Consider the following 12,174-nt stretch of genomic DNA (forward strand, 5'->3'; position numbering starts at 1 on the left):
TAGATAACTTTCTGTTTGTCTGTTATATGTTTCATTTATAAACATTGTTAATATTGTATACTTAAATTAGTAAATATTTCGAAAGGGGGAATTTTTATGGCGGATGTTGTGCAGACGCAAGAGTTTCCATGCAAAAAATCCAGATTTGTTGTTTTTCTTTTATGGTTTTTCTTTGGTGGCTTTGGTGGACATGATTTTTATGTTGGTAGAACCTGGGCAGGTGTTCTTAAGATTATTTTGGCAATTATTGGTATTATTACCAGTGGTATCTTAATTGGTTTTATTTTTATAGCTATTGATATTATTTGGGTTCTGATTGATTTATTTGTAGTTGTTTTGGCCGGAGACTTATGTAAGTGGCAAAAGGAGAAACAAACGGTTATTGTGGTTCAGCAAAACCAGAATGATAGTTCTAACAGTCAGTAACTAACTTAATAAGTATTGGGGAAAAAGGCAAAGAGGGCTATGTTAGCCCTCTTTGTTTTTAGTTTCTAATACCTTTTTAGATGAGATATTTTCCCTATCCAAGTTAAATAGTTTGTCTGCAGAGTGCCTTATATCCTTAATCAATGGATGAACATCTTTGATAGGAATGGTGACAATTATGTCTTTATGTTCTTGCCACAGCTTTTCTACTACTTTTGCAAACTCTATATTCAACAGTTCCATCTTGCCTATTTCATCTATAACTACTGTGGTATTTGGGGAGACATTGAGTAGTTTTTCTATTACAGGTTTGAGGTTCTCAGGAAATACGACGTACTTACCTACTTTAAAAGGGGAGTGGCTACCTACTCGTGCTAGAGGTAGCCTTTCTCCCCATGTTGTTACGATGTCAAAGCCATATCGTCTGCCTGCCCGTCTAATTTCCTCTGTGTAAAAGCCTACGGCATCTATGTGCTTGAGTATTCCTTTTACCAGTGTCGTTTTTCCGCTTCTGGGTGATCCTGTTATGGCTATTTTCAAGGTTTAATCCCTCCAAAATTTACGAGGTATCGGAAAAGATCACTATCAGGAGATATGACGATAATGGTATCTTTTAGGTATGTACTATAAAAGTCCATGGTCTGTAGGAATGTATAAAATACTGGATCAAGTTTGGCAACTTCTGAGATGATGCGTTGTGCTTCGGCATCTCCTTCGCCTTTCAATATTTCTGCTTTCTTATAGGCATCTGCCAGTATCTCTTTGGCTGTTCTGTCTGCTTCTGAGCGAATGCGTATTGCCTCACTTTGACCTTCTGCCCTGAGTTTAGCAGCCTCTCTCTGCCTTTCGGCTATCATAGATTGGTATATAGCTTTTTCATTTTCTGCTGGTATGAAGACTCTTTTAAACCTTATGACCTCTACACTCACGCCATATCCCTTCGTGGTGAGACGGGCGTTATCTATAATCTCTTTTTGAATGACATCTCTCTTTCTGTAAAGGATATCGTCATAGTTGTTTTTCCCTATAACGACCCTAACGGCAGAGTATATGGCATCGTCAAGTCTTTCTTGAACACCGGGTATAGTTCTTACCCTCTGGTAAAAGGTTAGAGGGTCGGTGATACGAAACAGGGCTATAGTATCTATGACAATATTTTTCTTGTCTTGGGTGACTACAGTAACAGGTTCGGCATCGTATTCAAGAAGTTTCTTTGTATATATATGTACTGTGTCCATGAAAGGAACGCGAACATACAGACCCGGAGACTGTATGACCTTGATAACTTTTCCAAATCTCAAAACGACAGCTTGTTGGTCTGTACGGACAATAAAGAGAGCTGATGTGCTGATAAGTAGTATGACGATAACAATAATGATACCTATGGCTTTCCAGATTTTCCCTTTCATTTGCTATCACCACCCTGTGAAGAAGACTGCTTGTTTAAGGATTGGAGAAGATTGTCAAGATTGATAATCTTCACTCCGTCTCCTACGACAATAAATTTCACGCCATTTTCCGACATCTTTTTCAGTGCCTCATAGAAAAGTTCTGTTTCCACAACTTTAGGGGCTTCTGAATGCCTTTGTATAAGGAGTCTTAATCTACCGGCACGCCCCTCAGCCTCCTTAATACGCTGGTATTTATATGCTTCAGCTTCATTGATGGTTTTCGAGGCAGTACCTTTTACTTCCGCAAGCACTTTATTGGCATAGCTTTGAGCTTCTAGTATGGTCTTTTCCTTTTCAGCTCTTGCTGAGATAACATCGTTAAATGCCCCTTGTACCTCGTCGGGAGGCATGACATCTTGTATCTGTACGGCTGTGATATTAAGACCATATCCTAAGTCTCTCATGATTTCCTGTATGCGCTGCTTTGTCTCTGTTTGTACAAGCTCTTTGCCTGTTGTCAGTATTTCGTCGAATGAATGTGATGCTACAACCTGTCTGAATACACTTTCTGCAGTGTCTCTAATGATTTTTTCCAGTTTTTTCTTATCTGATGGTAGATTGATGACATACTTGGCTGGATCGGATACCTTGTATTGCATGGCCCAATATACATGGACAATTTTATTGTCTGATGTTAGCATTTTGCTTTCACCTGGAACATCTTTGTACTTTGCCGGTGGTCCGGGGTCTATGGTACGGTATCCAAATTCGTATCTTCTTATCTCCTCTACAGAGACAACCTGGACGCTGTCGATGAACGGTATTTTGAAGTGGATGCCGGCATCTTTTATGTCCATGAGTTTACCAAATCTAAACACAACTGCTTGCGAGCCTGTGGGTACGATGTAGAAAGAGCTGTATACAAGGTAGACGAGGAATAGTGCTATAAGAATACCCCATATGGATATTTTGCGGTTTCTTATATGGATATGCTCTCTGGTGGGAATTTTAAACTCTGATTGCATAGACTTCACCTCCATCGCCATTGTATCATGGGGTTTAGTGATGGTATAGGAGGATGTTTTTTTGTATGTATATAGCTATAGTGTGCTAATTGGAGTATTGTGGTAAAGTCTATATAGCGGAGGTGATAATGTTGAGTGCATTATACGATAAAAAATTTGTTCAAATATCAGGTGGTCTTCATGGTTTTGCTATAGAAATGCCTACAAATGATTGGAAAAAGACATATGCTTTGTCTTCTCAAAATATCAGGGTGCTTTCTGCTCCTGGGGTTTTTCGGGCTGTTGTTATTGGAGAAACAGAAGGGGAAGTAGAAGATTTATTTCGTATGATTAGAGATAAACTGAACAATGTAAGTGACGATACCGCACCAGCAGAAGACATTTCTCTTATTCACAATATTCTTTATGAGTATCTTGATGAGAAGGTTGTTGGTGATATTGCACCTTATATTGTGTCCTCGGTTACTACTCTGGGGTTTGATGATGTTGAATCTAATCTGGTGGTTATTCCCACGCCAGAAACAATATATGAGACTACTGTATCGGGCATTCCAGGTGTGCTAATAATGAAGGTATGGTTTGTTCCTATTGGTAAAACGGAGGATATTCTCTATTTGATGGGGGTATTACCGGCATTTAATCCTGCTACCATAGTGGACAGCATGGAAATACCTGGTTCTATAAAAATGCCAACGATTATTTCCTCTGGGGTTTCTTCAGATCGTTTAGGCAATACGTTTATCATTGCACCGTGGATTCTTGTTCCCGTCGATGAGGAGAAAAAGGGTAGAACATTTATAGATAGTATCTTTTCTATTACTTCCATGGACTTTTTGCCACAGGAACTTGTTAAGAGAAATACTTTAGATGCATTTAGAGGAAGATTGAAGACTTCGCTTTCTATATTGTTTAATCGTCCTTCTGCTAGATTGCTTACTATCATGGATATTACATCTCCTCTGCGTTCGAGACTTTTACCAGAAGATATTGTGTCTCTGGTGCCGCGTATGGATCTCATTGGTTTTAAGAGAATCTTTAGAGTTATTAGAACATCTCCAGTGAAAGATATTGTTGCTTACCCGGAGGTGAAAGTATGAATATTATTGTAGATAGAAAATACTCCGTCTTAAATAGTGATCCCTCCTTAAGCTTCTTTTCATTGTCTGTTTCTGCTAAAGATGTGCACACAAGGGCTCTGGCAGTTTACTTTAGTGCAATGATGGGTTCTTTGCTAGATATAGATATTCCACTAAAGGAAGATGGCTTATATGCGGTATCTAATGGTATTTATGTGTTTGGTAAACAGATGACAGGTGAGTATCTATTATATCTTGTAGGTGATTACGAGGGGATAGACAAGGTAATGGGAGATATCTTTAACTTTATATCGGGAAAGAATGGAAATTTAGAGGGTATGGGAAAGGTATTTGATAAAATGTCTGCACTTGTTCCACATATTGCTGCGTATCCTGCTCCTGTAGCTGCATTGTATAAGTTTGTGTGGGAGAAAATGCTTCACATCGAACCTGTTGATGATGTCGATGTTATGTATCTCAATAAGATTAGTCTTATACTGAAAAGGCCAGATACGGCTCTTGCCTTTACCAGTCTTGAAAAGTACAACACAGATGTCAAAGATAGACCGGTTCTTGTTATAGGGGATTTGCCTGCTGAGTATGAATATATCGATAAGCTGGTTAGTGGGGTTAGCTATAAAGGAAAGCTATACTTGCATCCGTTACGTAGTGTAAAAGATGTTTTTTATGGTTATCTGGTAAAGTGGTGGTATCAAGATAAAGGGTATGGTGTAATTTTCGAGAGAATTAGAGATTACCTGCTACTTTATGTTTATGGTAAAAAGAACATACCCGATTTACCAAGTATAGAGTATGTTGAACATTATAGCCTCCTGTGGAAAGAGGCTGTTGCTGACCCTATAGAGCGTGTTCTTGCTCTCGGTATTGTTGGCCATATTTTTACAGAAGGTGATTTAGAGGTTCCGGTTTGTGAAGCTTGGGATGATGTGATGGTTACGAATTTCCGTGTGAGGGGGAGAGCATAGTGGACGAAGCTTCTAAACTACCTATACCGGTTGCTGTTAGAATCAAATATATTTCATGGGATGTATGGGTGTTTTTTGTGTTATTTATATGGATAGGAGTGTTTCACGTTCTTTTCTCTCCTATGGCTGTGAAAAAGCAACTTTTACTTGACTGGTTACCTGAGATGGTAAAACACTCATCACAAACTATTGCTATAGGTAAAGACATGGAATCTGCTATAAACATGGCATCTACATTAACTTTTACCTTGCTGGATATATCTCTTAGAAGTATGGCATGGTGGGTGTCAACATATGCTGTACTCAGATATGCTGTATCTGGAAAAGGGGTCAAGGCTTTTCTTGTGCCTATTGGGAAGAAATATATGCTTGTTGCGGATAAATTAAAGACTTATAGGGCTATGATATTGATTGCTACTATGTTGGCTGCCGGTCTTTATGCTGTTAAAGATTATGTGCTTTATGTTCTACTTATATCTAAGGGTATAGATCCTGTATCTGCTGGTTGGTTGTTTATTGTCAATCTTGGAGGCATTATTTCCATGATTGTTGTTACCATTATATGGGTACTTTTGCCGGACAAATGGCTTGCCAAGATGTGGCTTGTTAGAGCGGCATTGAATGAGGAAAAAGATACTATCTTATCTATTGATATAGCTCCCCGTAATTTTATAGGTTATTTTGTTGCCTTTTCTATGGTGTCTGCCGTGGTAGTGCTTATTACATATCCCAGTGTAGCCTATCTTTTACCACTTGTTTTTGTCCCGCTCTTGATAGAATGGTGGATGGGAGGCGTTGTTGTCTCTTTGTTTACAAAAATGTTGACTGGCATGGTTAAGCCAGCTGTGCATATAGAAAGTGAGGGTGTATGGGTATAAGACAGCTTTATGTTGTAATGCCAAAATGGGAAAGATGTGCTGGTAGGGAGTGGCTTTATTTTCTCATTTCTGAGTTTATACGAAGAAAATATCGTGTTACTGTTATTGCCCCTGTTTCTTTGTATCCACCCGATATTGATGCTGATGTGTTTTATATTCCCAAAGAGGTGCTTACACCATATACCTCGGCCCCATTTAGTATGCCTTCACATATTAAAGAATTAGTTTTGTCAGGTGAGAAGGTGCTTATCTCTTTGCCATATAATTCACTGGCACTGTCTCTGTCTTCTATACTCAAAGATATAAAAGGTCAGTACTATGTTATATGGCACCATATGTGCAAACCTACCTTTCTTGGGGTTGAAAAGAAATCCCATGCCAGGTTGCTGAAATATGCTAAAAAGGTGTTTGTTCCTTATCCAGGTCTTCCTCTTCCTACAGAAGATGTTAATGTGGTGAGGGCTCCTCTTCCCCGTATAGATGTGCCGTTTACTACATATTATCTCAGGGTGTTTTTGCCTGAGCTAAAACTATATGAGCCGTTTCCTTATAGGGCCATGCTTAGGGTAAAAGCGGGAGCTACACCCGCCTCTTTGCCGGGAGAGTGGAGAGATATTTGGAGAGAGGTGCTGGATAACCAGCTTCCTACACTAAGAGAAACATTTGTATGGTATAGCCATGAAATATGGGAAGGGATTTAGAACTTCCTTTTTTACAGTAATACTTGTTATCGGTTTAGGCTTTGTGTTTTCTTTGCTTTCTCGTAGTCCTTCTCCATCTTCTGATGCTTCTTTGCCACCGTATTCTGCAAAGCAAATATCAATATTACAGAGGTACCTTGATTGTGTTCCTTATATAGGCTATGAGCGATTATATGATGCGTGGCGAATGGAGGCGAAAACGGCCCTTGATATGGATATTGTAATTGCACCTGTTTATAGGGCTAAAAACTTGGCTTCTTCTTTGGCTCCCGGCTTGGGATTAGGTCCTGAAGATAGGGAGCTAATAAACTTTGCCATGATACTTGTAATGCGGGAGGATCTTATAAAGTGGTATAAAGAGCACTTAGATAAGGAGAGTTTTTTTTCGTTTCAGAAAACCCATGTGGGATATCTGCACTGGAATGAGAATGGTAGCTGTATAGACTACTCGTTTATTCCTATTTCTGCACTTCCATATCGTTTAAGAGATATAGATATAAAGGCTACATGGGATACTGCACGCCTTATGGGAATAGATGTTGCTGGTTATGTTGATGGTGTTTATATAGAGAAAGTTTTGTATAAACGGTGATTGTTAAGAGCATTAAGAACTTATAGGTTACTACACGGAGAATAAGTTTTATAATTTTTATGCCCAGAAAAAAAAGGAGGAAACTATGACACCAGATGATGCACTGATGAATGAAATTATGGCAGAAATGGGATTCGACCCATATAAGGGAAAATATGGTGAAGGATGGTTTCGCTATATTCGGGCTATAAAAGGTGGGCTTTTGGGAGAGGTTGGATCATATTATCTTCATGATTATATCCTTGTAAAGTATCCTTCTAAAGAGGATATTATATCTATGCTTGCTCCAGTAGATGGTGTTATGACACAGAGAATTGCCCTTGTTTCAGACCACTGGGATAAAAAGCATTTTTCTAAGAGTTTCTGGTTAGGATTTAAGGGATTTGCGGAAGTTGCTTACATCTCACCTCATGAAGAGGGGAAATACGCTCCGAGAAAGTTTCGTGACCTTAGTTATATCTGGTATGTGGCAAAAACCGCCTATGCTAAGCATAGGGGTTTAGACAATATATAACTAGGAGGTGAGATTCATGCTTTTGACACTGCTGTTTATTATTGCAGCGGCTTGGTTTATCTTTGGTTACTATTGGTATGGTGGTTATCTTGCCAATGTGTTTGAGCTTGATGACAACAATCCAACACCTGCTCATTCTAAATTTGATGGTGTAGACTATGTTCCTGCCCATCCAATGGTCCTTCTTGGTCACCACTTTGCATCTATTGCCGGTGCAGGACCAATTGTCGGTCCTATCAAGGCTGCTGCCCTTTGGGGTTGGCTTCCTGCATTTTTATGGGTTACCATAGGTTCTGTGTTCTTTGGCGGTGTGCACGACATGGGTGCTGTAGTCGCATCTATGCGTCATGGTGGCCTTTCTATGGGTGAGGTTATCAAGCAGTGGGTTGGCCCCCGTGCTAAGAAATTATTCCTCATATTCACATGGCTTGCCCTTGTTCTCGTTATTGCTGTCTTCCTTGAGCTGGCAGCTGCCACCCTTGCAGCTAATGCCGCTGTAGCATTTGCAGCCACCATGTACATCTTGTTTGCTCTTATATTTGGTTACATGGTTTACAGATGGAATATTTCTCTCGGTATTGCCACACTAATTATGGTTCCTCTTGTGTTCCTTGCCGTTATTGTTGGTGTATATATGCCCAGTGTGGCAAATCTTTTCCAGTTTAATGTAATGACTTGGAAATGGATTCTTATTGCTTACATTTTCCTCGCATCTGTACTGCCAGTATGGATTCTGCTGCAGCCAAGAGACTATCTATCTTCTTGGCTTCTCTATGTTTCCGTCTTTATAGGCGGTGTGGGTATGATATTTGGTCCTAAATTTATGGCAGATGTTAAGGAGACATTACCTGCATTCAAAGGTTTTACACCTGCAGATGGTAAATATCTGTGGCCACTTCTGTTTATTACCATTGCCTGTGGTGCTATATCTGGTTTCCACTCACTCGTTGGTTCTGGTACTACATCTAAGCAGATCGACAAAGAGAGCCATGCCCGTATGATTGGTTATGGTGGTATGCTCCTTGAGGGTATTGTTGCAACCATTGCTATAGGTACTGTTATTATGACTGGTGGTAAGTTTACAAACCCACTGGCGACATTTGGTGATGGTATAGGTAAATTTGCAACACTCTTTGGTATTCCTCATAGTGTAGGTATGGCAATAGGTCTGCTTGCTCTGAACTCCTTTATCTTGACTTCTCTTGATACTGCTACCAGACTTGCCAGATATCAGTTCCAGGAGTTCTTTGACGGCAAGGTAGATAGATACACTGCATCCATCATTGGTATTGTATTTGCCACCATCCTGGTCTTCTCCAAGGCTACTGATGCAGCTGGTAATCCTATTCCTATGTGGAAGGTTATTTGGCCAGTGTTTGGTTCTGCTAACCAGCTTGTTGCCGGTCTTGCACTTCTTGGTCTTGGTGTTTGGGTTATTCGTGGCCTTAAGAAAAATGCTGCATTCGCCATGTATCCTATGGTATTCATGATGATTACAACTATTACAGCACTTGGTATTCTTGTTGTTGATACTTGGAAGACTTCCAAAGTTCTCTCTATCACTGCTACATTACTGATTATTTTGGCATTGTGGCTTGCGTATGAGGCATATCTGGTGCTTCATGGAAAGGAAGCTGCCTAAAAAGTATGATTGTAGAGGGGGAGCCTTGCTCCCCCTTTATTTATTAGGGGTGATACAGATGTTTGGAAAGAAGAAAGATAAAGAGAAGAAAATTGTTGTAAAACTGTATATGGAAAAGGCTCAGGTATATTCTGGGTGTTTTGATATTGACTACGGTGAAACCGAGGACTTTAATACCTTTCATCTGAAAACGGAGACGGAAACGGTTAAAGAGTATATGCCTAGGCTCAGAGAAGAATTTGGTACAGAGTATGTCGATTATCAGAGCCTTGATCCCCGCAACATTCTTCTTCTACCCGATGTTTTTAAGTATAAAATCAAAGGAAAAGAACCGTTATGGGTAATACAAAGGCCTAATGGAGAAGTATATAAAATATTTCGTGGTATGCCTCCTTATGAGGAGTTAAGGGATGCGATAAGACAACTCCTTATTGAAGAAGGTTTTTTGAATGAAGAACAGGATTCGGACAAAAGATAGCGTGTTACTTCGCGTATTTGTAGAAAAGCCTATTGTATATAGCGGTTGTGGTAGAGTTCCCTATAGAAAGACAGATGATTACCAATTCTTTCCTTCAAAGCAAGCCCTTGAGACTCTGAAAACTTACCTTCCAGCTCTTAAAGAAGAGTTCGGAGATCGCCTTCGCATAGAGGTTGTTGACCCGAGAAATATATTGTTTTTCTTTGATGTGCTCAAGTACGGAGTGAAAGGTACAAATTCTTTGTGGGTTATAAAAGATAAAGATGGTAAGGTTGTGGAGGTGTATAAGGATACTCCACCTATACGAGACATTAAGAATATACTAGTAAGGCTTTTAGAAGAAAATAATGGGCATGCCGGATTATCTGCCCACCAGCATGCCCACAATATTTGAGGCACTAATGTTGGCCTGAGATAAAAAGGCCAGCGCGGTATTCTGAAGTATATCATCACGTGTTTTTATCATATATTCCTTAGCCATGTCCGCATCTCTGATACGACTAAGTGAGGCTGTCACATTGACCTTAGATATTATAATAGCCTCTTCTTTCGTCTGAAGTCGTGAGATCATGCTTCCCACATGTGTTATCCACTCGGAAGTTGCTGTTAGCAGGGCATCAACCTTTTGTATAAGCTCGTTAACCGATGCGTTAATGTTATGAGTATCACTTGCGCCAGAAATACCAACTTTTTCTGCTATTCCTAACGATTCGTATACTTCTTTGACATTGAGTTCTGCAGAGGCATTGGTGTATCCTGTTCTTGAGTCGTATACCCTTTCTGTAATTGCAACAGATGGGTTTTCTACATTGCCTAACCTTACCGTTAGTATATTGGCATTATCTTTCCAATTGGACCATAAATCGTCATTTTGTATATTTGCCGTATCAAATAGATAGCTTCTTTGAAATGTCACATCATCTCCGGGACCACTACCTGTATGAAAGTGGAATGTTCTACTGGCTGATGATGTGGCTTCTGGTGGAGGGCTGCTATCTAAGAGTCCCAAGTCGTTCCACCGAGTTTCATGGGCTATTCTTACGATTTCATGCATAAAAGAGCGTATTTCTGCGGCGATGGATAATCCCTCTTCCAGCCCCATAGATTCATTAGCTGCTTGTGTAAGTTTATCTCTAATCTCAAGAAGCACATCTTTGATTTTCGTGAGACCACCTTCTGCGACGGTTAGCATGTTCTTAGCATCCCATATGTTGTCAATAGCTACCCCCAATCCTCGCTTGCGTGCTTCCATATTAATAGAAATACGGGTTCCTGCAGGGTCTTCTGCTGCATTTACAAGACGTAAGCCAAAGGCTAGTTTTTTGCCCCGTATGGCGAGATCGTTGTTAACGAGTTTTAAGTGATACAGTGCTGATAATGCAGCGGAACTACTTCGTATATGTGTGATGTCAGACGCCACCCTTTGCACCTCCTTTTTTAGGTCTGCCACAATATTTATCGGAACATTGAAATAAAACTCCAATAAATAAATGTAAAGTGATAGAATATCCCCAGTTTCTACAGTCATGGGAGGTGGTTATTATGCATCGTGTGGTTAGTGTTAGTATAGGCTCCTCAAAGAGGAATCACAAGGCAAGAGCCACATTTTTAGGTAAGGAATTTGAACTTGAGCGTATTGGTACAGATGGAGATATAAAAAAGGCTGCCCAGATGATGCGTGAGCTTGATGGAAGGGTTGATGCCATTGGTGTTGGTGGTACAGATTTGTATCTATGGCTCGGGAAAAAGCGCTACACTATACGCGATAGCAAGGTCTTTTTAAAGGCTGTAAAAAAGAGTTTTCTTACCGATGGTAGCGGGCTTAAACACACACTGGAGAGAAAGGCTGTAGAGTATCTTGTGAAAGAAGGTGTTTTTAAACCTTATTATAAATATCTTGTAGTTAGCGCTGTAGATAGATGGGGTATGGCCGAATCTATATATCGTATAGGTGGAGAGGTTATATATGGTGATGTCATTTTCGCTCTGGGTATAAACTTCCCTGTAAGAACATTAAGGGCACTCTTTACTATAGGTTCTCTTGCTTTACCTATTGCTGTTCAGCTACCATTCTCCATGCTTTATCCTATAGGTAAAAAGCAAGAGGAGTATGGTAGTGGGGCAAATAATATGACAAAGAGATATTTTGATTGGGCTGATGTTATTGCGGGAGATTTCCTGTATATCAAAAAATATATGCCTGAGCGTTTAGATGGTAAAATAATCTTCACCAATACGACGACACCTGAAGATGCACAGGAGGTTGCAAGGCGAGGGGCAAAAATGCTTATTACTACAACACCTGTGCTTGAAGGTCGCTCATTTGGCACCAATGTTATGGAAGGGGTATTTGCTACACTACTTGGTTATAAACCTGAAGGACCGGATTTTTCACCCTATGAGGAGTTGATAGATAAAATGGGTATAAAGCCAACAGTAAGAATACTCAATGAGTAGGTGATGGG

General features: G+C 40.0%; 15 protein-coding genes. 11 read left to right on the forward strand and 4 right to left on the reverse strand.

The features are described from left to right. Positions 1-96 precede the first annotated feature (96 nt). On the forward strand, positions 97-426 hold the full coding sequence (locus GM182_RS01285) for an NINE protein (protein WP_449186795.1): 330 nt from the start codon (positions 97-99) through the stop codon (positions 424-426). A 42-nt stretch (positions 427-468) separates the two neighbouring features. On the opposite strand, the gene GM182_RS01290 is transcribed toward GM182_RS01285, so the two are convergent. Genes GM182_RS01290 through hflK form a run of 3 tightly spaced genes read right to left on the reverse strand, consistent with a single transcriptional unit; the run spans position 469 to position 2,842 of the window. Further along, the gene (locus GM182_RS01290) at positions 469-966 is read right to left on the reverse strand and encodes a nucleoside-triphosphatase (protein WP_449186796.1); all 498 of its coding nucleotides are present in this window, start codon (positions 964-966) and stop codon (positions 469-471) included. Further along, complete coding sequence (gene hflC, locus GM182_RS01295; RefSeq protein ID WP_449186797.1) at positions 963-1,835, reverse strand: protease modulator HflC; 873 nt, start codon at positions 1,833-1,835, stop codon at positions 963-965. Before hflC ends, GM182_RS01290 begins: the two co-directional genes overlap by 4 nt. Continuing rightward, positions 1,832-2,842 carry an FtsH protease activity modulator HflK gene (gene hflK / locus GM182_RS01300; RefSeq protein ID WP_449186798.1) on the reverse strand — a complete coding sequence of 337 codons (1,011 nt, stop codon included), beginning with the start codon at positions 2,840-2,842 and terminating at the stop codon, positions 1,832-1,834. Before hflK ends, hflC begins: the two co-directional genes overlap by 4 nt. Before the next feature lie 131 nt (positions 2,843-2,973). On the opposite strand from hflK, the gene GM182_RS01305 reads away from it, so the two are divergent. The 9 genes from GM182_RS01305 to GM182_RS01345 all read left to right on the forward strand — a co-directional run bounded on the left by GM182_RS01305 (position 2,974) and on the right by GM182_RS01345 (position 10,103). Next, complete coding sequence (locus GM182_RS01305; protein ID WP_449186799.1) at positions 2,974-3,939, forward strand: hypothetical protein; 966 nt, start codon at positions 2,974-2,976, stop codon at positions 3,937-3,939. Continuing rightward, positions 3,936-4,904 carry a hypothetical protein gene (locus tag GM182_RS01310; protein ID WP_449186800.1) on the forward strand — a complete coding sequence of 323 codons (969 nt, stop codon included), beginning with the start codon at positions 3,936-3,938 and terminating at the stop codon, positions 4,902-4,904. Before GM182_RS01305 ends, GM182_RS01310 begins: the two co-directional genes overlap by 4 nt. Beyond that, positions 4,904-5,782 (forward strand): hypothetical protein, encoded by an 879-nt coding sequence (locus tag GM182_RS01315; RefSeq protein WP_449186801.1) that lies wholly within the window; start codon positions 4,904-4,906, stop codon positions 5,780-5,782. The genes GM182_RS01310 and GM182_RS01315 overlap by 1 nt, the downstream gene beginning before the upstream one ends. Continuing rightward, a complete protein-coding gene (locus GM182_RS01320; RefSeq protein ID WP_449186802.1) occupies positions 5,773-6,483 on the forward strand; it encodes a hypothetical protein in 711 nt (236 codons plus the stop codon). The genes GM182_RS01315 and GM182_RS01320 overlap by 10 nt, the downstream gene beginning before the upstream one ends. Then, entirely contained in the window at positions 6,461-7,075 is a 615-nt protein-coding gene (locus GM182_RS01325) for a hypothetical protein (RefSeq protein WP_449186803.1), read from the forward strand. Before GM182_RS01320 ends, GM182_RS01325 begins: the two co-directional genes overlap by 23 nt. A gap of 85 nt (positions 7,076-7,160) precedes the next feature. After that, a complete protein-coding gene (locus tag GM182_RS01330) occupies positions 7,161-7,589 on the forward strand; it encodes a hypothetical protein (RefSeq protein WP_449186804.1) in 429 nt (142 codons plus the stop codon). 16 nt (positions 7,590-7,605) lie between these two features. Next, positions 7,606-9,231: a carbon starvation CstA family protein gene (locus GM182_RS01335; RefSeq protein WP_449186805.1), complete on the forward strand. Its 1,626-nt coding sequence runs from the start codon at positions 7,606-7,608 to the stop codon at positions 9,229-9,231. 58 nt (positions 9,232-9,289) lie between these two features. Then, positions 9,290-9,709 (forward strand): hypothetical protein, encoded by a 420-nt coding sequence (locus tag GM182_RS01340; protein ID WP_449186806.1) that lies wholly within the window; start codon positions 9,290-9,292, stop codon positions 9,707-9,709. Continuing rightward, on the forward strand, positions 9,681-10,103 hold the full coding sequence (locus tag GM182_RS01345) for a hypothetical protein (RefSeq protein WP_449186807.1): 423 nt from the start codon (positions 9,681-9,683) through the stop codon (positions 10,101-10,103). Before GM182_RS01340 ends, GM182_RS01345 begins: the two co-directional genes overlap by 29 nt. Here GM182_RS01345 and GM182_RS01350 read toward each other — a convergent pair. Then, positions 10,071-11,129 (reverse strand): flagellin, encoded by a 1,059-nt coding sequence (locus GM182_RS01350; RefSeq protein WP_449186808.1) that lies wholly within the window; start codon positions 11,127-11,129, stop codon positions 10,071-10,073. The two genes, GM182_RS01345 and GM182_RS01350, sit on opposite strands and share 33 nt — an antisense overlap. A 122-nt stretch (positions 11,130-11,251) precedes the next feature. Between GM182_RS01350 and GM182_RS01355 the strand changes: the two genes are divergently transcribed. Then, positions 11,252-12,166, forward strand: coding sequence for a DUF8754 domain-containing protein (locus GM182_RS01355; protein ID WP_449186809.1), 915 nt, complete (start codon positions 11,252-11,254; stop codon positions 12,164-12,166). The last annotated feature ends 8 nt before the right edge of the window (positions 12,167-12,174 follow it).

The organism is Zhurongbacter thermophilus, assembly GCF_026184435.1.
Lineage (GTDB): Bacteria > Coprothermobacterota > Coprothermobacteria > Coprothermobacterales > JAADFF01 > JAADFF01.